Annotated in this window: 22 protein-coding genes, 2 tRNA genes and 1 pseudogene; 20 read left to right on the plus strand and 5 right to left on the minus strand. The window is 68.7% G+C overall.

What is annotated here, in order from left to right; genetic code table 11:
- Positions 1 to 483 (minus strand): type IV pilus assembly protein FimV (locus AC1DYN_RS26330; protein WP_477964624.1); only part of this gene is annotated, 483 nt, incomplete at its 3' end.
- Positions 484 to 690: 207 nt separating this feature from the next.
- Between AC1DYN_RS26330 and AC1DYN_RS26335 the strand changes: the two genes are divergently transcribed.
- Both AC1DYN_RS26335 and AC1DYN_RS26340 read left to right on the plus strand, forming a co-directional pair.
- The gene (locus AC1DYN_RS26335; protein ID WP_477964626.1) at positions 691 to 1,470 is read left to right on the plus strand and encodes an oxepin-CoA hydrolase, alternative type; all 780 of its coding nucleotides are present in this window, start codon (positions 691 to 693) and stop codon (positions 1,468 to 1,470) included.
- Positions 1,471 to 1,485: 15 nt separating this feature from the next.
- Positions 1,486 to 2,187 carry a histidine phosphatase family protein gene (locus tag AC1DYN_RS26340; RefSeq protein WP_477964628.1) on the plus strand — a complete coding sequence of 234 codons (702 nt, stop codon included), beginning with the start codon at positions 1,486 to 1,488 and terminating at the stop codon, positions 2,185 to 2,187.
- Between the two features lie 76 nt (positions 2,188 to 2,263).
- Here AC1DYN_RS26340 and AC1DYN_RS26345 read toward each other — a convergent pair whose 3' ends face one another.
- On the minus strand, positions 2,264 to 3,040 hold the full coding sequence (locus AC1DYN_RS26345; protein WP_477964630.1) for a class II aldolase/adducin family protein: 777 nt from the start codon (positions 3,038 to 3,040) through the stop codon (positions 2,264 to 2,266).
- A 92-nt stretch (positions 3,041 to 3,132) separates the two neighbouring features.
- Here AC1DYN_RS26345 and AC1DYN_RS26350 point away from each other — a divergent pair, with 92 nt between their 5' ends.
- From AC1DYN_RS26350 to AC1DYN_RS26360, 3 genes are read left to right on the plus strand one after another with little or no spacing between them, the layout of a single operon-like run.
- A complete protein-coding gene (locus tag AC1DYN_RS26350; RefSeq protein ID WP_477964632.1) occupies positions 3,133 to 3,837 on the plus strand; it encodes a Crp/Fnr family transcriptional regulator in 705 nt (234 codons plus the stop codon).
- Between the two features lie 9 nt (positions 3,838 to 3,846).
- Positions 3,847 to 4,926 carry a phosphotransferase gene (locus tag AC1DYN_RS26355; protein WP_477964634.1) on the plus strand — a complete coding sequence of 360 codons (1,080 nt, stop codon included), beginning with the start codon at positions 3,847 to 3,849 and terminating at the stop codon, positions 4,924 to 4,926.
- Positions 4,927 to 4,941: 15 nt separating this feature from the next.
- On the plus strand, positions 4,942 to 6,156 hold the full coding sequence (locus AC1DYN_RS26360; RefSeq protein ID WP_477964636.1) for an acyl-CoA dehydrogenase family protein: 1,215 nt from the start codon (positions 4,942 to 4,944) through the stop codon (positions 6,154 to 6,156).
- 43 nt (positions 6,157 to 6,199) lie between these two features.
- On the opposite strand, the gene AC1DYN_RS26365 is transcribed toward AC1DYN_RS26360, so the two are convergent.
- Positions 6,200 to 6,958, minus strand: coding sequence for a hypothetical protein (locus tag AC1DYN_RS26365; RefSeq protein ID WP_477964638.1), 759 nt, complete (start codon positions 6,956 to 6,958; stop codon positions 6,200 to 6,202).
- A gap of 66 nt (positions 6,959 to 7,024) precedes the next feature.
- Between AC1DYN_RS26365 and AC1DYN_RS26370 the strand changes: the two genes are divergently transcribed.
- The 6 genes from AC1DYN_RS26370 (at position 7,025) to AC1DYN_RS26395 (ending at position 11,559) form a co-directional block, all read left to right on the plus strand.
- Positions 7,025 to 7,717, plus strand: coding sequence for a glutathione binding-like protein (locus tag AC1DYN_RS26370; RefSeq protein ID WP_477964640.1), 693 nt, complete (start codon positions 7,025 to 7,027; stop codon positions 7,715 to 7,717).
- 111 nt (positions 7,718 to 7,828) lie between these two features.
- On the plus strand, positions 7,829 to 7,999 hold the full coding sequence (locus AC1DYN_RS26375; RefSeq protein ID WP_477964642.1) for a hypothetical protein: 171 nt from the start codon (positions 7,829 to 7,831) through the stop codon (positions 7,997 to 7,999).
- Positions 8,000 to 8,085: 86 nt separating this feature from the next.
- Entirely contained in the window at positions 8,086 to 9,261 is a 1,176-nt protein-coding gene (locus tag AC1DYN_RS26380) for an HPP family protein (RefSeq protein WP_477964644.1), read from the plus strand.
- 69 nt (positions 9,262 to 9,330) lie between these two features.
- Positions 9,331 to 10,260, plus strand: coding sequence for a PEP-CTERM sorting domain-containing protein (locus AC1DYN_RS26385; protein WP_477964646.1), 930 nt, complete (start codon positions 9,331 to 9,333; stop codon positions 10,258 to 10,260).
- Positions 10,257 to 11,129: a PEP-CTERM sorting domain-containing protein gene (locus AC1DYN_RS26390; RefSeq protein ID WP_477964648.1), complete on the plus strand. Its 873-nt coding sequence runs from the start codon at positions 10,257 to 10,259 to the stop codon at positions 11,127 to 11,129. Before AC1DYN_RS26385 ends, AC1DYN_RS26390 begins: the two co-directional genes overlap by 4 nt.
- Positions 11,130 to 11,154: 25 nt before the next feature.
- The gene (locus tag AC1DYN_RS26395) at positions 11,155 to 11,559 is read left to right on the plus strand and encodes a hypothetical protein (RefSeq protein ID WP_477964650.1); all 405 of its coding nucleotides are present in this window, start codon (positions 11,155 to 11,157) and stop codon (positions 11,557 to 11,559) included.
- 25 nt (positions 11,560 to 11,584) lie between these two features.
- On the opposite strand, the gene AC1DYN_RS26400 is transcribed toward AC1DYN_RS26395, so the two are convergent.
- Entirely contained in the window at positions 11,585 to 11,875 is a 291-nt protein-coding gene (locus AC1DYN_RS26400) for a hypothetical protein (RefSeq protein WP_477964651.1), read from the minus strand.
- A 141-nt stretch (positions 11,876 to 12,016) separates the two neighbouring features.
- Here AC1DYN_RS26400 and AC1DYN_RS26405 point away from each other — a divergent pair, with 141 nt between their 5' ends.
- The 5 genes from AC1DYN_RS26405 (at position 12,017) to AC1DYN_RS26425 (ending at position 13,650) form a co-directional block, all read left to right on the plus strand.
- Positions 12,017 to 12,199, plus strand: a complete 183-nt coding sequence (locus tag AC1DYN_RS26405) for a hypothetical protein (protein ID WP_477964652.1) — start codon at positions 12,017 to 12,019, stop codon at positions 12,197 to 12,199.
- Between the two features lie 137 nt (positions 12,200 to 12,336).
- Entirely contained in the window at positions 12,337 to 12,651 is a 315-nt protein-coding gene (locus tag AC1DYN_RS26410) for an EthD family reductase (protein ID WP_477964653.1), read from the plus strand.
- 218 nt (positions 12,652 to 12,869) lie between these two features.
- Positions 12,870 to 13,388, plus strand: coding sequence for a hypothetical protein (locus tag AC1DYN_RS26415; RefSeq protein ID WP_477964654.1), 519 nt, complete (start codon positions 12,870 to 12,872; stop codon positions 13,386 to 13,388).
- A gap of 73 nt (positions 13,389 to 13,461) precedes the next feature.
- A tRNA-Pro gene (locus AC1DYN_RS26420) sits at positions 13,462 to 13,538 on the plus strand.
- Positions 13,539 to 13,573: 35 nt separating this feature from the next.
- Positions 13,574 to 13,650, plus strand: a tRNA-Arg gene (locus AC1DYN_RS26425).
- 17 nt (positions 13,651 to 13,667) lie between these two features.
- Here the strand turns inward: AC1DYN_RS26425 and hrpA are convergent.
- Positions 13,668 to 17,525, minus strand: a complete 3,858-nt coding sequence (gene hrpA / locus AC1DYN_RS26430) for an ATP-dependent RNA helicase HrpA (RefSeq protein WP_477964655.1) — start codon at positions 17,523 to 17,525, stop codon at positions 13,668 to 13,670.
- Positions 17,526 to 17,591: 66 nt separating this feature from the next.
- Between hrpA and argA the strand changes: the two genes are divergently transcribed.
- From argA to AC1DYN_RS26450, 4 genes and pseudogenes are all read left to right on the plus strand, one after another.
- Positions 17,592 to 18,932, plus strand: a complete 1,341-nt coding sequence (argA, locus tag AC1DYN_RS26435; RefSeq protein ID WP_477964656.1) for an amino-acid N-acetyltransferase — start codon at positions 17,592 to 17,594, stop codon at positions 18,930 to 18,932.
- Positions 18,933 to 18,992: 60 nt separating this feature from the next.
- Positions 18,993 to 19,265, plus strand: coding sequence for an oxidative damage protection protein (locus AC1DYN_RS26440; protein WP_477964657.1), 273 nt, complete (start codon positions 18,993 to 18,995; stop codon positions 19,263 to 19,265).
- A 96-nt stretch (positions 19,266 to 19,361) separates the two neighbouring features.
- Entirely contained in the window at positions 19,362 to 19,667 is a 306-nt protein-coding gene (locus AC1DYN_RS26445) for an H-NS histone family protein (protein WP_477964658.1), read from the plus strand.
- Between the two features lie 128 nt (positions 19,668 to 19,795).
- Positions 19,796 to 20,594: pseudogene (locus AC1DYN_RS26450) on the plus strand (hypothetical protein); the annotation flags it as partial.

A 20,594-nucleotide genomic window follows, 5' to 3' on the forward strand; every position in this document is an offset into this window, starting at 1 on the left:
CGCGCTGCTGCGGGCGGCCGTCGGGCCCGGCCGCGGCGCTGCGGCGCGCACCGGCGCTTCGGCACGCGGCGAGATCACGCCGGCCAGCGGCGACTCGGCCGCTTCGGGCAGGTCGGAAATGTCCGGCAACGCACGCGCCGGCGCGACCGCGGTGGCCGAGGGCGGATCGGCAAAGACGACGAAGCTGCGCGCGAGACGCGGCGGGCAACCGACATTCAGCGCGATGCCGACCACCGGCTCCTCGATCGGCACCGTGGTGGTGACGCGCACGCGGCGTTCGGCGCTGCCGGCCTCGCCCTCGATGCGCACGCGCACGGTGGTCACCGACAGCGCATGGTCGCCGACCGAGACCTCGGCCTTGACGCAGGACGCTTCGACACGCTCGTCGGCCTCGAGCCGCAACTGCACCGCGAAGTTGAGCGGGTGGCCGAGCGTGGTGGCGCCGAGCGTGTTGCCGAACCCCATCGCAGTCGCCTGGCTCATGGGCAAGCCCAAAGCAAAGAGGACTGCGAGCGAGTTCGGGAATCTCTGCATTCGGATGAGCAGTTGATTGATCTTTTGACTCTAGCATGAAGTCTCCTGCGCTCATCTCCGCAAATGCGCAGGGAAACCGGCCCTGCAAGCCGCTGGAAATGCCCGTGCCACAATCGCCCGCCATGCGCCTGGCGCTGTCTGACGAATGGTGTCTCCATGCCCTCTGAATTGCGTGCCGAGCGACGTGACGGCACCCTGGTGCTGACGATCAGCGACCCCGCCTCGCGCAACACGCTGTCCGAACAGGTCTTCACCGCCGGCGTCGAATCGCTGGGCGTGGCCGAATCCGACCCCGACGTGCACTGCATCGTGCTGCAGGGCGACGGCGAGCACTTCTGCGCCGGCGGCAACCTGCAGCGGCTGCGCACCAGCCGCGAGTCGCCGCCCGAGGTGCAGGGGCAGATGCTGCAGCGCTTCCACGACTTCGTCGAGGTGCTGCGCGTGTTCCCCAAGCCGGTGATCGCGGCCGTCGAAGGCGCGGCGGCCGGCGGCGGCTTCTCGCTGGCGCTGGCCTGCGACCTGATCGTCGCGGCCGACAACGCACGCTTCGTGATGTCCTATGGCCGCATCGGCCTGTCGCCCGACGGCGGCTCGACCTGGCAGCTGATGCAGCGCCTGCCGCGCCCGGTGGCGTTGCAGATGCTGTGGCTGGCCGAACCGATGAGCGCCGCGCAATTGCATGCGCTGGGCCTTGTCAATTGGGTGACAGACAGCGGCCAGGCGCTGACCCAAGCTCTGAAGGTCGCTGAACGGCTCGCGCAGCTGGCACCGAACGCGGTGGCCAGCGTCAAGGAGCTGGTCAACCAATGGCCGCAGCGCAGCCTGGCCCAGCAGATGGCTTCAGAGCGGGAACACTTTCTTGAGAACCTCTTTCATCGCAACGGCGGCGAAGGCCTGCAGGCCTTCCTCGAGAAGCGCGCGCCGCGCTTCGAATAGCGTGGGTGCGGCGGCATGAGCCGGCCGGTGGCCAGGCGCCGGCGCATCTACCTGATGCGGCACGGGTCGGTCGACTACTTCCGCGAGGATGGTTCTGCGGTGCCGCCCGACACGGTGCCGCTGAATGCCGTCGGCCGCGAGCAGGCGGATGCGGCGGGACGGCTGTTCGCACAGTGCGGCGTGCGCTTCGACAGCGTGCTGGTCAGCGGATTGCCGCGCACCGTCGAGACGGCGCAGCGCGTGCTGGCCGCGAGCGGCCAGCCGCAGCTGCACCTGCTGCACGAACCGGCGCTCGAAGAGATCCGCCCGGGCCGCCTGGCCGACATCCCGCGCGACGAGCTGGAGGCCGCCTTCCTCGGCGCCTTCCGCACCGGCCCGCATGTGCAGTCGCAGCGCTTCCTCGGCGGCGAATCGGTGGGCGAGCTGCTGGACCGCGTGCTGCCGGCCTTCGACCGCCTGCTCGCGCGCAGCGACTGGCAATGCCTGTTGATGGTGATGCACGGCGGCGTCAACCGCGCGCTGCTGTCGCGCGTGCTGGCCGGCGAGCGCGCGTTCTTCGGCCGCCTCGAACAGGCGCCGGCTTGCATCAACGTGATCGACGCCGGGCCGGACGACCAGATCGTGCGCGCCGTCAACCTCGCCCCCACGCAGTGGCTGCACGAGCGCGAGACGATGACGACGATGGAGAAGCTGCTCGCTCAGTACCTGCGTTCGTGATGACGGCCCCGGATTGGCATCCGGGCTACAAGCGCAGTTCGTAGCCCGGATGCCAATCCGGGGTTCGTCGGACGCGTCAGGTGCGATAGCTCCCGTCAAGGCGATCCAGCCGCCGCAACAACCCCGGCCAGGTCAAGGCCCCCGCACCCAGCCCCCGCGTCGCCACCCTCGCCTGCTCGCGCGAGGTCTCGATGATCTTCGGGTCGACGCGCGTCAGCGGCGTGCCGCCCGCCATCGCGCGGACCTGGATCGTGCACACGGCCTCGAAGAAGTACATCGCCAGGAAGGCATCGGCCACCGTCGCACCCAGCGTCAGCAAGCCATGGTTGCGCAGCATCAGGTAGTTGCACTGGCCCAGGTCGCGCACCAGCCGCGGCTTCTCGTCGTCGCGCAGCGCCACGCCTTCGTAGTCGTGGTACGCCAGGCTCGCCAGCACGAAGATCGAATGCTGCGACAGCGGCAGCACGCCGTCCTTCTGCGCCGACACCGCGATGCCGTTCAGCGTGTGCGTGTGCAGCACGCATTGCGCATCGTGCCGCGCCGCATGGATCGCGCTGTGGATCGTGAAGCCGGCAGGGTTCACCGGGTACGGCGTGTCGTCGAGCTTGTTGCCCTGCAGGTCGATCTTGACCAGGCTCGACGCGGTGATCTCGTCGAACATCAGCCCGTAGGGGTTGATCAGGAATCGGTCGTCTTCGCCCGGCACGCGCACCGTGATGTGGGTAAACACCAAGTCGTCCCACTTGAAATGCGCCACCAGCCGATACGCCGCGGCCAGGTCGACGCGCGCCTGCCATTCGGCATCGCTCACGCGGCCTTCGCGGCTCGGGATGTCCAGCAGTCGATCACCCATGTCGTGCTCCTTCAGTGCGAGGGTCTCTTGACTCTTTCAGCAATCGCCATCATGGACAATGAGGAAGCACCCTGTCACGTCAGAGACAAAACATGAATACCCCCGTTCTTACAATCGATGAACAGGCCAACATCGAATCGGGTTCGTGGTTCTCCAAGCTCTCACAGCCATTGCGCAATGCCATCCTCTCGCGGGCCGTCGTGCGCCGCGTGCACGATGGGGCGCTGCTGTCGTCGCGCGGCGAACCGGCGGACGAATGGTGCGGCGTCGCCAAGGGCGCGGTGCGGGTCAGCTCGGTGTCGCTGTCGGGCAAGCAGATCACGCTGACCTACGTCGAGCCGGGCCTGTGGTTCGGCGACATCTCGCTGTTCGACGGCCTGCCGCGCACGCACGATGCGAACGCGCATGGCGCGACCACGCTGCTGGTGGTGCGCAAGGCCGACTTCCGCGAGCTGCTGTCGCAGCACGTCGAGCTGTACGACGCGCTGCTGAAGCTGAACTGCCGGCGCCTGCGCCTGATGTTCGACGTGGTCGAGGACTTGAACACCATGCCGCTGGCCGCGCGCCTGGCCAAGCAGATCCTGCTGCTGGCGCGCAGCTACGGCATCGAGGAAGGCCAGGAGATCCGCATCGGCCTGCAGCTGGCACAGGAAGACCTGGCCCAGCTGCTCGGCGCGTCGCGCCAGCGCGTCAACCAGGAACTGAAAGGCTTCGAGCGCGATGGCGCGGTGCGCATCGAGCCGACGCGGCTGGTGGTGCTGTCCAAGGACAAGCTGCTCGCGATCTCTGAACGCTGACTGGACTGCATGGACGCCTACACCGGAACCAAACCCGTCGCCGACTCGCACGCCTTCGACGCGGCCTCGCTGCAGGCCCACCTGCAGGCGCACCTGCCCGGCTTCGCGGGGCCGCTGCAGGTGGAGCAGTTCAAGGGCGGCCAGTCGAACCCGACCTACAAGCTCGTCACGCCGTCGCGTTCGTACGTGATGCGCTCCAAGCCCGGCCCGGCCGCGAAACTGCTGCCGTCGGCACACGCGATCGACCGCGAGTTTCGCGTGATGCGCGCGCTGCACGGCAGCGAGGTGCCGGTGCCCGAGATGCTGCTGCTGTGCGAGGACGAGTCGGTGATCGGCCGCGCGTTCTACGTGATGGAGTTCATGCAGGGCCGCGTGCTGTGGGAGCAGGCGCTGCCGGGGCTGGGCATGGCCGAGCGCGGCGCGGTCTACGACGAGATGAACCGCGTGATGGCGGCGCTGCACCGTGTCGACGTCGCGGCCGTGGGACTGGCCGACTACGGCAAGCCGGGCAACTACTTCGAGCGGCAGATCGCGCGCTGGGGCAAGCAGTACCAGGCCTCGATCACGCAGCCGATCGACGCGATGGACCGGCTGATGGAATGGCTGCCGGCCCACATGCCGCCCAGCGCGCGCGACGAGTCGCAGGTGTCGGTGGTGCATGGCGACTACCGGCTCGACAACCTGGTGTTCCACCCGAGCGAGCCGCGCGTGCTGGCGGTGCTCGACTGGGAGCTGTCGACGCTCGGCCATCCGCTGGCCGATTTCAGCTACCACTGCATGTCGTGGCACATCCCGCCCGGCGCGTTCCGCGGCATCGGCGGGCTCGACCTGGCCGCGCTCGGCATCCCCGACGAAGCGGCCTACGTGCGCCGCTACTGCGAACGCACCGGCCGCGCCGACCCGCAGGCGGTGATGGCCGACTGGAACTTCTACATGGCCTACAACCTGTTCCGCATGGCCGGCATCCTGCAGGGCATCGCGAAGCGGGTCGAGGACGGCACCGCCTCCAGCGCACAGGCGCGCCAGGCGGGCGCCGGCGCGCGGCCACTGGCCGAGATGGGCTGGCGGATTGCCCGACACGGCACCTGATCACCGGAGACACGCATGGACTTCAGCTATTCGCAACGCACGCAAGACCTGCAGGCCAAGGTGGCCCGCTTCATGGACGAGCACGTCTACCCGGCCGAGGCCGCATTCAACGCCGAGATCGAGGCCAACACGAAGGCCGGCAAGCGCTGGACGCCGCTGCAGCTGATCGAGGGGCTCAAGGCCAAGGCGCGCGCGCAGGGCCTGTGGAACCTGTTCCTGCCCGACAGCGAGCTGGGCGCCGGCCTGACGAACCAGGAGTACGCACCGCTGGCCGAGATCATGGGCCGCGTGCCCTGGGCCAGCGAGGTCTTCAACTGCTCGGCGCCCGACACCGGCAACATGGAGACCCTCGTGCGCTATGCCACGCCGGAGCAGAAGAAGCGCTGGCTCGAGCCGCTGCTCGACGGCCGCATCCGCAGCGCCTTCGCGATGACCGAACCCGACGTGGCTTCGTCGGACGCGACCAACATCGCGGCGCGCATCCAGCGCGATGGCGACGACTACGTGATCAACGGCCGCAAGTGGTGGATCTCGGGCGCCGGCGACCCGCGCTGCGCGATCTACATCTTCATGGGCAAGACCGATCCCGAAGCGCCGCGCCATTCGCAGCAGTCGATGATCCTGGTGCCGGCGGACACGCCGGGGGTGACGGTGGTCCGCCCGCTGCCGGTGTTCGGCTACGACGACGCGCCGCACGGGCACTGCGAGATGACGTTCGACAACGTGCGCGTGCCGGCCGGCAACATGCTGCTGGGCGAAGGCCGCGGCTTCGAGATCGCGCAAGGCCGCCTGGGTCCGGGCCGCATCCACCACTGCATGCGGCTGATCGGGCTGGCCGAGCGGGCGCTGGAGCTGATGTGCCGGCGCGCGTCGTCGCGCGTCGCGTTCGGCCGCAAGGTGGCCGAGCAGGGCGTGACGCGCGAGCGCATCGCCGAGGCACGCTGCAAGATCGAGCAGGCGCGGCTACTGACGCTGAAGGCGGCGTGGATGATGGACGTGGCCGGCAACAAGACGGCCAAGTCGGAGATCGCGATGATCAAGGTGGTGGCGCCGTCGATGGCCTGCCAGGTGATCGACTGGGCGATGCAGGTGCACGGCGGCGGCGGCATGAGCGACGACTTCCCGCTGGCGTACTTCTACACGGCGGCACGCACGCTGCGCTTCGCCGACGGGCCGGACGAGGTGCACCGCAACGCGATCGCGAAGATGGAGCTCGGGCGCTACGCGTAAATCGCTCCCGGATTGCGCTGCGCTCCATCCGGGCTACGAACGCTCAATGGCGGGAGGCGTCCTTGGGATCGTCGGGCCCGAGCTGGGTCTGCCACGCTGTCGATGACGTGCTGGGCCATCCACTCGCGGCGCCCTCCCCGGGTCCCACCCCGCCGGCCACCCGCAGTGCCTGCAGCACCGCCACCTCGAACAACCCGATCGCCTGCTGGATGGCGGCCAGGTCGGGGTTGGCGAGCTGCATGCGCATGTAGACCCGCCCGCGCAGCAGCATCAGCACGAACGGCGGCTCGGCCTGCAGCAGCTTGGCCGAGGCCTCCTCGAGCTGCCGTGCCAGCGCGCCCTCGACCCACGAGGCCGCGACCTGCGGCGTGTTGCCGACCAGGCCGAAGCGGATCCGCACGTTCTTCGATGCCGCGAAGGTGACCTTCGAGAACATCGCGAGCCAGCGCATTTCTTCGGGCGTGGTGCCGTCGATGACGGTCTGCGTGCTCTCGGTGAAGCGCTCGAAGGTCTGCCGCTCGAGCGTCTCGCGCAAGGGCTGCGACAGCAGCAGCACCTGCAGGTTGGGCGGCAGCCTGAGCTCCATGCGCAGGCGCAGCTCGTGCCCTTCGATGTAGAAGCGCTGCGGCGATCCCCATTCGAGGCGCCAGGGCTTGCTGTCCATGCCGCCGTCGATGACGAAGCCTTCTTCCTCGCGCACCCGCTTGAAGACCATCTTGCTGCCGCGGGCCCATTCCGACACCGCCCCCCAGTCGGGACCGTCGGGCTTGCCGGAGATCAATCGTTTGAGCGCGTCGAGCATGAAGCCAGGGCTTGGTCTAGAGTCGCTTCCCAACGGCACACCGGAGTGCCGACTGAGGACGACAAGATGATCGAAGTGTATTCGTGGGCCACGCCCAATGGCCACAAAGTTCACATCATGCTGGAGGAGCTGGGCCTGCCCTACCGCGTGACCGCCGTCGACATCGGCGCCGGCGACCAGTTCAAGCCCGACTTCCTGGCCATCAGCCCGAACAACAAGATCCCGGCGATCGTCGATCCGGACGGACCGGACGGCGCGCCGATCTCGCTGTTCGAATCCGGCGCCATCCTGATGTACCTCGCCGGCAAGACCGGCCAGTTGCTGCCGGCCGGCACCACCGAGCGCTACGAGGTGCTGCAGTGGCTGATGTTCCAGATGGGCAGCATCGGCCCGATGCTCGGCCAGGCGCACCACTTCCGCATCTACGCGCCCGAGAAGATCGAGTACGCGATCAACCGCTACACCAACGAGGCCAAGCGGCTGTACGGCGTGCTCGACAAGCGGCTGGCCAAGTCGCGCTACGTCGCCGGCAAGGACTACAGCATCGCCGACATCGCGGTGTTTCCGTGGCTGCGCTCGTGGAAGAACCAGGGCATCGATTGGGCCGACTTCCCGCACCTGAAAGGCTGGTTCGACGAGATCTGCGCCCGCCCGGCGGTGCAGCGCGGCGTCGAGGTGCTGGCCTCGCACCGCAAGCCGCTGAACGACGAGAAGGCGCGCGACGCGCTGTTCGGCAAGCAGCAGTACGAGCGACGCTGAGCGTTTCTATCTGACACGGCACCCTGGAAACTGCCCCCGGAAAGCAGGCTTCATCCGCGGCAGGCCCGGCGGCGTGAAGCGCACGATGGCGTGACATTGCTGGAGTTCCTCATGATCGCCGTGTCCCTTCTCAGCCTGCCGCTCGCCGCCGTGCAACGCTTCATGGCCTCGGACCGCCAGGGCACCGCGACCGGTGCCCGGATGGAGCGCCGCCTGGCGCTCGCCGTGGCGCTGATCGCGCTGGCCGGCGGCGCATCGATCGCCCTGCTTTCCGCCGCCTGACGCGGCGCGAGGGCGCCGCGCGGGCGCCCCGGCCGGGCACATCCTCCGTGATGTAATCCGGCCTCTTTCCTGCATTTCCCGCGCCCATGAACCTGCGACTGCCGCCGTGGCTGCACAGCCTGCTGCCAGCCGCCAGCACCGTCGATGCCACCGAGCGGCTGCGTGCCTGTGCCGGCGCGCTGCTGGGCATCGCGACCACCGCCTTGAGCAGCGCCTGGTTGCTGGGCCCGCAGGCCGCCACCACGCTGGTCGCGCCGATGGGCGCCTCCGCGGTGCTGCTGTTCGCGGTGCCGGCCAGCCCGCTGGCGCAGCCCTGGTCGATCGTCGGCGGCAACACCGTGTCGGCGCTGGTCGGCGTGGCGTGTGCGCTGCTGATCCCGTCGACGCCGCTGGCCGCGGCGGCGGCGATCTTCCTGGCGATCGGTGCCATGTTCATGCTGCGCTGCGTGCATCCGCCCGGCGGCGCCGCGGCCCTGACGGCGGTGCTGGGCGGGCCGGCAGTGCATGCGGCCGGCTTCGGCTTCGCCTTTGCGCCGGTCGCACTGAACAGCCTGCTGCTGCTGGCGGTGGCGGTGCTCTACAACAACGCCACCGGCCGCCGCTACCCGCATGCGCAGCGCCTGCAGCCGGCGCACCCGCACCAGACGGCCGACGCGGTGCCGACGGCGCGCCTGGGCTTCACGGTCGAAGACCTGCAGCGCGTGCTGAAGGACTACAACCAGGTGCTGGACGTCAGCGCCGACGACCTGGCCGGCCTGTTCGTGCAGACCGAGATGCAGGCCTTCCGCCGGCGCGTGGCCGACACGCGTTGCGGCGCGATCATGTCGCGCGACGTGCTGACGGTGGAGTACGCCACCGAGCTGGCCGAGGCCTGGACGCTGATGCGCGAGCACGGCCTGCAGGCCTTGCCGGTGATCGACCGCGCGCGGCGCGTGATCGGCATCGTCACGCGCTCGGATTTCCTGCACCACGCCGACCTGCTGGGCCACGCCAGCCTGCGCGCGCGGGTGCACGAGTTCCTGCGCCGCACGCCGCACACGCATTCGGACAAGCACGAGGTGGTCGGGCAGATCATGAGTTCGCCGGCGCGCACCGCAACGCTGGAAACGCCGATCGTCGAACTCGTGCCGTGGATGGCCGACACCGGGCTGCACCACGTGCCGGTGGTGGACGCCGACCGGCGCATCGCCGGCATGGTGTCGCAGACCGACCTGGTCGGCGCGCTGTACGAGAGCAGCCTGGCGCAGCTCGGCCGCCGCTGAACGCCCCCGSGCACGCCGATTGCCCCTCGTCCGACCGGCGCCTTCGGCGCCGACGATGAGGGAGACAGCATGAAGATCGCGAAGCTGGTGCGGCCGGTGCTCGGATTCGGGTTCGGCCTGCTCGGCCTGCTGGGCGCTGCGCGCGCCGACACGGGCTCGGTGGATTTCACGCTCGATGCGCTGCCGCTGGCASCCGGGCCGGCCGAGGCGGGCGCGCCCGGCACCGTGGGCCACTGGCTGCCGGACAACCGCGCGTCGGTGAACGTGACGACGATGACCTTCAATGGCGCGCCGACACGGTCGGCCTACAGCTACAACGGCGTGGACGACACGGTCGCGGCCAGCCTGCCGCCCTTCGGCGACTCCAGCCATTCGTTCGCCGCCCTGCCGGGCCAGCAGGGCGCGGTGCACGCCGGCGCGGTGGCGGGCCAGCTCAGCGTCGGCTGGCAGACCGAGACGCCGCGCGACTACATCGAGGCGCTGGTCACCTGGTCGCGCTCGTTCGCGCTCGACCCGTATTCGTCGCTGACCTTCTCGGGCCTGGCGTCGGTCACCAACCCGTTGCAGGCCGCCCCCTCGGCCACCTGGTGGAACAACCTCAATTCGGGCTCGGTACACCGCGGGGCGCTGACCTACCAGGCCCCCGACTACGCCTACGGCGGCCTGACGCTGTACGCCGACATCCTCGACCGCAACCCGCTCGACCCGACAGCCGCGCCGCAGGGGCGCCAGTCGCACGACGACGATTTCAGCTACAGCGTCGATTCGTTCGGGCACCTGGCGGTGACGGTATTCAACCGCAGCGCCGAGACGCTGTTCGGCAGCTTCGAGATGCAACTGGGCGCGTGGACGCCGGTGCCGTCGATTCCGGAGCCGCCGATGGTGCTGATGATGGCGCTGGGCCTGATGGCCCTGGCGTTCAACGGGCGTCGCCGCCAGGGCCCGCCGGCACGCCGGGTCGCGATTCCATCTCAAGACATCAACCGGGAGAACCCATGAGACTCACCCCCCTCATCGGCGCCACGCTGGCGCTCGCGCTGTGCGGTGCCGCGCACGCCGTGCCGGCATCCGCCTCCGCCCGCTTCACGCTCGACCCGCAGAGCGGCCTCGGCACCGGCGCCACGACCGAACCGGGCAGCGTGGGCCACTGGCTGGCCGACAACACGTTCCAGGCCTCGCTGTCGGCGGCGCACGGCAGCGCCGGCCCGACCGATGGGCGGCAGCTGAACCTGAAGTCGCGCACGCTCGATCCGGCCGCGCGGGCGGGCACGCCCTTCGGCGAGGCGGCGATCGACCTGCCCCAGCTCGGCGGCGAAGCGCTGTCGGCGCACGCAGCGATCGGCCACGGCAGCGTCAGCGCGGCCTGGCGTGCCGACCTGGAGGACGACGAGGCGCGGGCCACGGTCAACTGGCAGCGCCCGTTCGTGCTGAATCCGTTCGCGTCGGTGACCTTCTCGGGCATCGCGAGCCTGATGAATCCGGCCGCATCGACGCCGCTGCCGCTCTTCTCCGAAGACAGCAGCCGGCCGGATGCGTACGTGAACCAGGCCAGCCTGGTCTACCGCGACAAGGCGCTGTCGAACAACGGCATCAACCTGTTCGCGAGCATCTTCAACGACAACCCGGTGGCGGCCGGCACCGACGTGCAGCAGCGCACGGCGAGCTTCGACGACTTCACCTACGGCGTCGACCCCTTCGGGCACCTGTCGCTGACGGTGCACAACCGGTCCGGGCAGGTGCTGTACGGGAACTTCGAGCTGTTCGCATACAGCTGGAATGCGGCGCCGATCCCGGAGCCTGGGACAGTGGTGATGATGTTGCTCGGGCTGGCCGTGGTCGGGGTTGCGTCGCGCCGCGCCACCCGCTGAACCCGCCGCCGGCGTACGATCGGGCATGGACCTGATGCCCCGCACCCGCTGGCTCGACGAATTCGTGATGGCGATGTCCCGGCGCTTCCACGCCGGCACGGCCGCCGAGATCCAGCGCTACGCGCAGGCTGTCTGGATCTACCGGCGGCACGAGGTGCCGGCCGAGGCCGTCGAGTTGCAGCGCATGCCGATGTCGGATGTCCAGTTCTGGCCCGCACTGGAAGGCATCGATGCCTGGCTGGAAGCGAAGGCCGGGATCATTGCGGCGCTCGAACCCGATCTCCCCTGGGACGATTGCCAGCAAGGCGCCTACGCCGAATACCTCGCCGACAAGACGGCGATGGATGCCAACCCGGCGGGCGCGATCGAGAAGCTCTATGCGGGCTCCGGATTCTCGGCCGCCGATGCGCGGTCCGACCGCTGGCGCTGAGGCCTGCGCCGCACGCCGCGCCGGCCTACAAGCGCGGCAGGTCGTGCAGCGTCCTGGCCTGGCCATTCACGGTGCTGACACGAAGCCACTCGTGCCCGGCCTCGTCGGCGTAGCGCGTGACGGGCGCGGCAAGGCCGGGGCTTCCGTCGGCGCACATGACGACCTGCCCGCCCGACGCCAGTTCGTGGATGACCTCGACGACGCCCACCACCGCGGGTTTCGCGAGCCCCTCATGGGTGGTGGCATCCGAGCGCTGCCATTGCACGAGATCGACGCGATCCTGCGAATCGATCGACACCTTCTGGATGATGTGCATGCGAACCTTTCGTGGTGGGAGCCCCCGGGCTCTGAAGAACCCGATGGTGCGCGCCATCGCCGGCCGGCAGAATAAAAGGGCCATTGCATTTCGCTGCATGGCGAGCCGGCTACGATGGGCCTCAACTTCTCGAGACCTTCAATGAACCATCACCTGCTCCAGCCCACCGCCACGATCACCGCCGCGCTCATCACCAACCCGGCGCCGGGCGTGTCGAAGACCAAGATCGAGGACATCGCCACGCTGTTCACCGCGGTCTACCACCAGTTGGCCGCCGCGGCCACGGCGGATGCCGCGAAGACCAAGGCAGCCGCCACGCTCTGACCAGGATTCAACCGAYGGGTCGGTTTGATTCGGTTGGCCGCAAGCTGCTGCCCGGGCACGATGCCGCCGCTGCGCTGTTGGCATCGAGTTTCACCTGCACCGGTCCCTGAACAGGGCCGCCACCACCGGAGACACCCATGATCAAAGTCAGCGTGATGTACCCCAACACCCCCGGCGCGCGCTTCGACCACGACTACTACCGCGACAAGCACATGCCGCTGCTGAAGCGCCGCATGGGCGACAGCTGCAGGTCGTACACGATCGACAAGGGCATGGCCGGCGGCGCGCCCGGCGAGCCGGCCACCTACGTCGCGATGTGCCACGTCTTCTGCGACTCCGTCGAGGCCTTCGAGGGCGGCTTCGGTCCCCATGCCCAGGAGATCCTGGGCGACATCAAGAACTACACCGACCTGTCGCCGCTGATCCAGATCAGCGAAGTCGTCGTCGGCTGACTGCTGCCTGCTGCCTGCAAGGGCGAACCGAATATCGCCCGGCAGCGTGAAACCGTGCCTGTCCAAGGCGGGCCGGATGGGTTCCAATGCGCGCCGGCGATGCACGTGCCATGGCACGGCCTCCCCAAGAAAAAGAATTCAACCCATTTCAAAAAGAAGCGTGGAGGGGAGCCGCGACTTCCATGACTTCATTCAGCAACCGCGGAGGAGGGATTTCCATGTTTTCATCCGTCATTCGGATCTCGAGCGTCGTCGCCATGGCGGCCGTGTGTTCGGCCTGTGCCACGATCATGGGGCAGCCGACCCAGACGCTGCCGATTTCCAGTGCGCCCAGCGAGGCCAGCATCACCGTCGTCGACGAGGCCGGCGTCGAGGTGTTCAAGGGTGCCACGCCCACCTCGGTGACGCTGCAGAAGAGCACCGGCAAGTACTGGGGCAAGAAGAACTTCACAGTCACCATCACCAAGGCCGGCTACCAGTCGCAGGTCATCCCGGTCGCCGCCTCGGCCAACGGCTGGTACATCGCCGGCAACCTGGTGTTCGGCGGCCTGATCGGCTGGTTCGTCGTCGACCCGCTGAGCGGCAACATGTACACGCTGTCGCCTGAAGCCGTGGCAGGCAACCTGGCAACCGCCAAGTCGGCCCACAACAACACGGCCAAGGACGGCAGCATCGCGATCGTGCTGATCGAGGACGTGCCCGCCGCGCTGCGCTCGCAGATGGTGTCGGTGCGCTGACGCCACCAGGGCGCGTTGTTCCAGCGCATCCAACGGCCGGCAGCCGGCCGGCGCTGGTTACAATGCGCCCGTTCGGGGTGTAGCGCAGCCTGGTAGCGCAACTGGTTTGGGACCAGTGGGTCGGATGTTCGAATCATCTCACCCCGACCATCTTCTCTCTCGTGGCCTGAGCTCTTCAGCCCCCACTGCCCGTAGCTCAACTGGATAGAGCAGCTGCCTTCTAAGCAGCAGGTCGGGGGTTCGAGTCCCTCCGGGCAGGCCAGCCCCAGACCCTTCCCCTCACACCGTCAAGGCCCCCAGCGCCTTCTCAAGCCGCTTCACGCTGACCGGCTGCGGCGTGCGCAGCTCCTGCGCGAACAGGCTGACGCGCAACTCTTCCAGCAGCCAGCGGAACTCGTCCAGCCGCGCGTCGTGCACGCCCTTGCGGTCGGCCAGCAGCCGCAGCCAGCGCTGCTCCAGCGGACGCAGCTCGGCCAGCCGCGTACCGTCACGCGCCGGGTCGGCACGCAGCTTGTCCAGCCGCATCACGATGCCCTTCAGGTAGCGCGGCAGGTGCGCCAGTTGCGCCCACGGCGTCGCCAGCACGAAGCGCTTGGGCACCAGCCGGCCCAGCTGTGCCTGCACGTCGTCGGCCACCTCCTTCGGCGGGCGCGCGTCCTTCAGCTTGCGCTGGGCCGCCGCGAACTCGGCCAGCACCACCGACACGCTGCGCGCGATCTCGTTGGCGATCAGCGTCAGCCGCCCTCGCCCTTCGTCGATGCGGCGCTTGAAGGCGGTCGCCTCGGTGGGCAGYGGATCGGCCAGGAAGGCCCGGTCCAGCGCCAGGTCGATGACCTGCTCGCGCAGCTCGTCCGCGGTGCCCAGCGGCATGTACAGCACTGCCATCTTCTGCAGGTCGGGGATGTTCTTCTCGAGGTACTTCAGCGCATCGCGGATCTGCAGCGCCACCAGCCGACGCAACCCGGCACGGTGTTTCTGCGCAGCCACGTCGGGCTCGTCGAACACCTCCACCTGCACGAAGCTGCCGCGGTCGATCAGCGCCGGGAAGCCGACCAGCACCTGGCTGCCGCGCTTCACCTCCATCAGCTCGGGCAGCTCGCCGAAGCTCCAGTCGGTGTACTTCGGCTCGGCCACCTCGACCGCCGGCGCGGCGACGCGCCCCGGCGCCGTCTTCACGGCAATCGCCCCGGCCGGCGCGGCCGCCGCCGGTGGCGACACCGGCGCCCCCGCCGGCCGCAGCACCGCCAGCGCCTGGAAGGCCGAGCGCGCCTGCCCGCCCAGCTCGGCCTTCAGGCTCGCCAGGTTGCGCCCGCTGCCCAGCTGCCGGCCGTTCTCGTCGACGATGCGGAAATTCATGAACAGGTGCGGCGACAGCTGCTCCAGCTTGAAGTCGTTGCGTTTCACGTCCAGCTGCGTCTTGTCGCGCACCGCCTTCAGCAGCGCGTCGACCAGGCTGCCGGTGCCGAAGGCGTGCGCCTCCTGCACCTGGTCGACGAAGCCCTGCGCGTAGTCCGGCAGCGGCACCAGCCGCGAACGCGGCCGCTGGTGCAGCGTCTTCACCAGCGCCAGCACCTTGTCCTTCAGCATGCCCGGCACCAGCCACTCGCAGCGCTCGTCGTTCACCTGGTTCAGCGCATAGATCGGCACCGTCACCGTCACGCCGTCCTTCGGGTCCCCGGGGTCGTGCAGGTAGGTCGCGCCGCAATCGACGCCGCCCAGCCGCAGCGTCTTCGGGAACGACGCGGTCGTGATGCCGGCCGCCTCGTGGCGCATCAGCTCCTCGCGSKTCAGGAACAGCAGCTTCGGCTGGCGCTGGCTCTCCTCGCGGTACCAGCGCTCCAGGCTGTGCCCGCTGCACACGTCGGCCGGCAGTTGCTGGTCGTAGAACGCGTGGATCAGCTCGTCGTCGACCAGCACGTCCTGCCGGCGCGACTTGTGTTCCAGCTCTTCCACCTGCGCGATCAGCTTGCGGTTGGCCGCGAGGAAAGGCAGCCGCGTCTCCCACTCGCCGTTCACCAGCGCCTCGCGGATGAAGATCTCGCGCGCCGCCGCCGCATCCACGCGGCCGAAGTTGACACGCCGGTTGCTGTAGATCACCAGGCCATACAGCGTCGCCCGCTCCAGCGCCACCACCTCGGCCGCCTTCTTCTCCCAGTGCGGCTCCAGCAACTGCGTCTTGATCAGGTGCCCGGCGATGCCCGGCAGCCACTGCGGCTCGATGTTGGCGATGCCGCGGCCGAACAGCCGCGTCGTCTCGACCAGCTCGGCCGCGACGATCCAGCGCCCCGGCTTCTTGCCCAGGTGCGAACCCGGGTGCTTGTAGAACTTGATGCCGCGCGCACCGAGGTACCAGTCGTCCTCGTCGCTCTTGAGCCCCAGGTTGCCCAGCAGCCCGGCCAGCATCGCCAGGTGCAGCTGGTCGTAGGTGGCGGGCAGCGTGTTCAGCCGCCAGCCGTGCTCGGCCACCACGGTGTGCAGCTGCGAATGGATGTCGCGCCACTCGCGCACGCGGCGCGGCGAGACGAAGTTGTCGCGCAGCAGCTGCTCCTGCTTGCGGTGCGACAGCTTGTGCTCCTTGCTGCCGCCGCGCGCGTCTTCCAGCCACTTCCACAGCTTCAGCGTGCCGACGAATTCGGAGCGGTCGTCGTCGAATTTCTTGTGCGCCGCATCGGCGGCCTGCTGGTGCTCCATCGGCCGGTCGCGCGCGTCCTGCACGCTGAGCGACGACGCGATCACCAGCACCTCGGCCAGCGACTCGCGGTTGCGCGCCTCCAGGATCATGCGGCCCACGCGCGGGTCCAGCGGCAGCTTGGCGAGCTCGCGGCCGATCGGCGTCAGCTCGTTCTGCTCGTCGACCGCGCCCAGCTCGTGCAGCAGCTGGTAGCCGTCGGCGATGGCCCGGCGCGGCGGCGGCTCGAGGAACGGAAAATCCTCGACCAGCCCGAGACCCAGCGACTTCATGCGCAGGATCACGCCGGCCAGCGACGAGCGCAGGATCTCCGGGTCGGTGAAGCGCGGCCGCTCGTTGAAATCCTTCTCGTCGTAGAGCCGGATGCAGATGCCATTGCTGACGCGACCGCAGCGGCCCGCGCGCTGGTTGGCCGCCGCCTGGCTGACCGGCTCGATCAGCAGCTGCTCGACCTTGTTGCGGTAGCTGTAGCGCTTGATGCGCGCGGTGCCGGCGTCGATCACGTACTGGATGCCGGGCACCGTCAGCGAGGTCTCGGCCACGTTGGTGGCCAGCACGATGCGGCGCGCGCTGTGCGGCTCGAACACCGCGTCCTGCTCCTGCTGGCTCAGGCGCGCGAACAGCGGCACCACCTCGACGCCCGGCGGGTGGTGCTTGCGCAGGTGCTCGGCGGCCTCGCGGATCTCGCGTTCGCCGGGCAGGAACACCAGCACGTCGCCGGCCCCCTCGCGCCACAGCTCGTCGACGGCGTCGCCGATGGCGTCGTTCGGGCCGTACTCGCGCGACTCCTCGAACGGCCGCCAGCGCTGCTCGACCGGGAACAGCCGCCCCGACACCTGGATCACCGGCGCCGGGCCGTGGCGCGACGCGAAGTGGTTGGCGAAGCGGTCGGCGTCGATGGTCGCCGAGGTCACGATGATCTTCAGGTCGGGCCGGCGCGGCAGGATCTGGCGCAGGTAGCCGAGCAGGAAGTCGATGTTCAGGCTGCGCTCGTGCGCCTCGTCGATGATCAGCGTGTCGTAGGCCTTCAGCAGCGGATCGGTCTGGGTCTCGGCCAGCAGGATGCCGTCGGTCATCAGCTTGACGCTGGCGCCGGCCGACAGGCGGTCCTGGAAGCGCACCTTGAAGCCGACGTGCTCGCCCAGCGGCGTGTTCAGTTCCTGCGCGATGCGCTTGGCCACGCTCGAGGCCGCAATCCGTCGCGGCTGCGTATGCCCGATCAGGCCCTTGCCGCCGGCGCCCCTGCCGCGGCCCAGCGCCAGCGCGATCTTCGGCAGCTGGGTGGTCTTGCCGGAACCGGTCTCGCCGCAGACGATGACGACCTGGTTCGCCTCGATGGCGCGCGCGATCTCGTCGCGCCGGGATGAGACCGGCAGCGATTCGGGGAAGGTGATCGGCGGAACGGGATTCGCCGTGACGGGCGGTCCGCGTCGCGAGGCTGTGGTCATGGGCCCTTCGTGCAAAATCATCGATTATTTCAAACTGCGGCCGACACCGCTGAACAACGCCGCGCCATGGACTTCGTCTTCCCCCACACCTTCGTGCCCTGGTTCCGCTCGGTGGCGCCGCACATCCATGCGCACCGCGGCAAGACCTTCGTGGTGGCGATCGCCGGCGAGCTGATCGCGGCGGGCAAGCTGTCGGCCTTCGCGCAAGACCTGGCCATCCTGCACGCCATGGGCATCAAGCTGGTGCTGGTGCACGGTTTCCGGCCCCAGGTGGAAGAGCAGCTGCGCGCCAAGGGCCACACCTCGCGCTTCAGCCACGGCATGCGCGTGACCGATCCGCTGGCCCTCGATTGCGCACAGGAAGCCGCCGGCCAGCTGCGCTACGAGATCGAGGCCGCGTTCTCGCAAGGCCTGCCGAACACGCCGATGGCGCACAGCCAGATCCGTGTCGTCTCCGGCAACTTCATCACCGCGCGGCCGGTCGGCATCGTCGATGGCGTCGATTTCCAGCACACCGGCCTGGTGCGCAAGATCGACGCGGCCGGCATCCGGCGCCTGGTCGACATCGGCGCGCTGGCGATGCTGTCGCCCTTCGGCTTCTCGCCCACCGGCGAGGCGTTCAACCTGAGCATGGAAGACGTCGCCGCCAGCACCGCCAGCGAACTGCAAGCCGACAAGCTGATATATGTCACCGAGGTGCGCGGGATTCCGCTCGACCCGCTCGACCCGGACAGCGAAATCGACCAGGAACTGGGTTTGGCTGAAGCCCGCAAACTGCTGGCGGCCCTGCCCAATCCGATGCAACCGACCGACACCGCTTTCTACCTGCAGCATGCCGTGAAAGCCTGCGCCGATGGCGTCGAACGGGTTCACATCGTGCCGTTCTCGGTCGATGGTTCGGTGCTGATGGAATTGTTCACGCACGACGGCGTCGGCACCATGATCGTCGACGAGAAACTCGAAAGCCTGCGCGAAGCCACGTCGGACGACATCGGCGGCATCCTGCAGCTGATCGAGCCGTTCGAGAAAGACGGAACCCTGGTCAAGCGCGACCGGACCGAGATCGAGCGCGACATCGACCATTACACCGTGATCGAACACGACGGCGTTATCTTCGGTTGTGCCGCCCTGTACCCTTATCCCGAGGCACATACCGCCGAAATGGCGGCACTCACCGTCTCCCCGAACGTGCAAGGACAAGGCGACGGCGAGAAGATACTCAAGCGCGTCGAGCAGCGGGCACGCGCGGCCGGGCTCGACAGCATTTTCGTGCTGACCACCCGGACGATGCATTGGTTCATCAAGCGCGGTTTCAAGCAGGTCGACCCCGACTGGCTGCCCGAAGCCCGCAAGCGAAAATACAACTGGGACCGCCGTTCCCAGGTATTGGTCAAGAAGCTGGCCTGATCGCCCCGGCGTGGTGCCGGCCAGCCCCCTCACACACAATCAGATCGACAGGAGTTACCCATGGCTCGAATGGTGCAATGCGTTTACTTGAAGAAAGAAGCCGAAGGGCTGGATTTCGCGCCCTACCCCGGTGAATTGGGAAAGCGCATTTACAACGAGGTCAGCAAGGAGGCCTGGCAGGCTTGGATGAAGCACCAGACCATGCTGGTCAACGAGAACCGGCTGAATCTGGCCGATCAACGTGCCCGCCAGTACCTGGCCCRTCAAATGGAGCGGTTTTTCTTCGGCGACGGTGCCGAGCAGCCGGCCGGCTTCGTGCCGCCCACGCCCTGACCGACATTCCTGCCCGGCATTTCCCTTGTGGACGTTGATTTTCCTGCACTAGAATCCCGGCGTCGGCATATAGCCGGGTTCACAAGGAAATCATCAATGACCACGTTGCAGGATTTGCTGGCCAAAAAGGCCGCTCTCGAACAGGAAATTGAAGCCACGCAAAAGCGTGAGCGCCAGGACGCGATCGCCAAGGTCAAGTCGTTGATGAGCGAGTACGGCCTGTCGGTGTCCGACCTGTCCGGCAAGTCGGCCGCCAAAACCGGCGCCAGCAAGGGCGCCAAGGTGGCCGCCAAATACCGCAACAGCGCCACCGGCGAAACCTGGAGCGGTCGCGGATTGCAGCCCAAATGGCTGAAGGCGGCCATTGCCGCCGGCAAGAAACTCGAAGATTTCGCGCTCTGACCGAAAATCCGTATCGATTCCATCGACCGCCCGATACCCCGCATCTGCAGGGTATCCGGGCGCTGTCGCACGGAGCCGCCCCGGGGTAAATTCGAAAGCTTGACAGCGACGCTCCGAGCCCGCGTTCCGTGCCTGTATTCCGACTGCCCACCCTCCCCGTCATCCTGCTGCCCCCCACGCGCCTGAGCGTCTGGGCCCTGCAGGCGGTGTTGGCGTCGGTGGCGTGCCTGGCCCTCGGTCGATGGGGCCTGTCGATTCCGCCGTTCAACCTGATCGCATCGCTGCCGTGGCTTCCCGGCGGCCTGATGCTGGCGGCCATGATGCGCTGGGGCACCGGCATGGCGCCGGGGCTGTGGCTTGCGGCGTGCGCGGTGCTGCTCGGGGCCGACCTGCCGCCGTGGCTGGCGGCGTCCATCGCCGGCGGGCAGGTCGGCGCGGCACTGCTGTCGACGCTGCTGCTGCGCCGGCTGCGCTTCGCGCCGGCGATTGAGGGCTGGCGCGATGCCGCCACCGTGCTCGCCGCAGGGATCGGCCTGTCCACGCTGGCCGGCGCAGCCAACGCCCTCGTGTGGCTGACGGCGGACAGCCAGGTCGACCGCCATGCCTGGCTGCAGCCGGCGGCCTGGGCCGTCGCGCGCGACGCGCTGGCTTCGCTGGCGCTCGCGCTGCCGCTGCTGGCGTGGTCGCGTACCTCGCTGCGGCAGGCGCTGGGCGAACGGCGCTGGCTGCTGAGCGGCCTGCTGGGCGCTGCCACGCTGGCCGCCGCGGCGCTCCTCGGACGCCATGCGGCATCGCCGCTGGTGCTGGCCGGCGCCGCTGTTCCCCACCTGCTGCTGGGCTGGCTGGCGRCCCGGCGCGGGCTGCTGCCGGCGAGCGGCGTCGTGCTGGCGGTGTCGGCGGGCGCTGCCACGCTGCTCGCGCGCGGCG

It is taken from the genome of Rhizobacter sp. P2_D12, from assembly GCF_056404395.1.

What these genes read in the sequence shown, in the direction of transcription:
- AC1DYN_RS26415 (WP_477964654.1), top strand. Translation starts at nt 12,870, where the DNA reads ATGTTTTCATCCGTCATTCGGATCTCGAGCGTCGTCGCCATGGCGGCC.
- AC1DYN_RS26335 (WP_477964626.1), top strand. Translation starts at nt 691, where the DNA reads ATGCCCTCTGAATTGCGTGCCGAGCGACGTGACGGCACCCTGGTGCTG.
- AC1DYN_RS26405 (WP_477964652.1), top strand. Translation starts at nt 12,017, where the DNA reads ATGAACCATCACCTGCTCCAGCCCACCGCCACGATCACCGCCGCGCTC.
- AC1DYN_RS26390 (WP_477964648.1), top strand. Translation starts at nt 10,257, where the DNA reads ATGAGACTCACCCCCCTCATCGGCGCCACGCTGGCGCTCGCGCTGTGC.
- AC1DYN_RS26345 (WP_477964630.1), bottom strand. Translation starts at nt 3,040, where the DNA reads ATGGGTGATCGACTGCTGGACATCCCGAGCCGCGAAGGCCGCGTGAGC.
- AC1DYN_RS26370 (WP_477964640.1), top strand. Translation starts at nt 7,025, where the DNA reads ATGATCGAAGTGTATTCGTGGGCCACGCCCAATGGCCACAAAGTTCAC.
- AC1DYN_RS26400 (WP_477964651.1), bottom strand. Translation starts at nt 11,875, where the DNA reads ATGCACATCATCCAGAAGGTGTCGATCGATTCGCAGGATCGCGTCGAT.
- AC1DYN_RS26380 (WP_477964644.1), top strand. Translation starts at nt 8,086, where the DNA reads ATGAACCTGCGACTGCCGCCGTGGCTGCACAGCCTGCTGCCAGCCGCC.
- AC1DYN_RS26340 (WP_477964628.1), top strand. Translation starts at nt 1,486, where the DNA reads ATGAGCCGGCCGGTGGCCAGGCGCCGGCGCATCTACCTGATGCGGCAC.
- AC1DYN_RS26395 (WP_477964650.1), top strand. Translation starts at nt 11,155, where the DNA reads ATGGACCTGATGCCCCGCACCCGCTGGCTCGACGAATTCGTGATGGCG.
- AC1DYN_RS26375 (WP_477964642.1), top strand. Translation starts at nt 7,829, where the DNA reads ATGATCGCCGTGTCCCTTCTCAGCCTGCCGCTCGCCGCCGTGCAACGC.
- AC1DYN_RS26355 (WP_477964634.1), top strand. Translation starts at nt 3,847, where the DNA reads ATGGACGCCTACACCGGAACCAAACCCGTCGCCGACTCGCACGCCTTC.
- argA (WP_477964656.1), top strand. Translation starts at nt 17,592, where the DNA reads ATGGACTTCGTCTTCCCCCACACCTTCGTGCCCTGGTTCCGCTCGGTG.
- AC1DYN_RS26445 (WP_477964658.1), top strand. Translation starts at nt 19,362, where the DNA reads ATGACCACGTTGCAGGATTTGCTGGCCAAAAAGGCCGCTCTCGAACAG.
- AC1DYN_RS26350 (WP_477964632.1), top strand. Translation starts at nt 3,133, where the DNA reads ATGAATACCCCCGTTCTTACAATCGATGAACAGGCCAACATCGAATCG.
- AC1DYN_RS26365 (WP_477964638.1), bottom strand. Translation starts at nt 6,958, where the DNA reads ATGCTCGACGCGCTCAAACGATTGATCTCCGGCAAGCCCGACGGTCCC.
- AC1DYN_RS26360 (WP_477964636.1), top strand. Translation starts at nt 4,942, where the DNA reads ATGGACTTCAGCTATTCGCAACGCACGCAAGACCTGCAGGCCAAGGTG.
- AC1DYN_RS26410 (WP_477964653.1), top strand. Translation starts at nt 12,337, where the DNA reads ATGATCAAAGTCAGCGTGATGTACCCCAACACCCCCGGCGCGCGCTTC.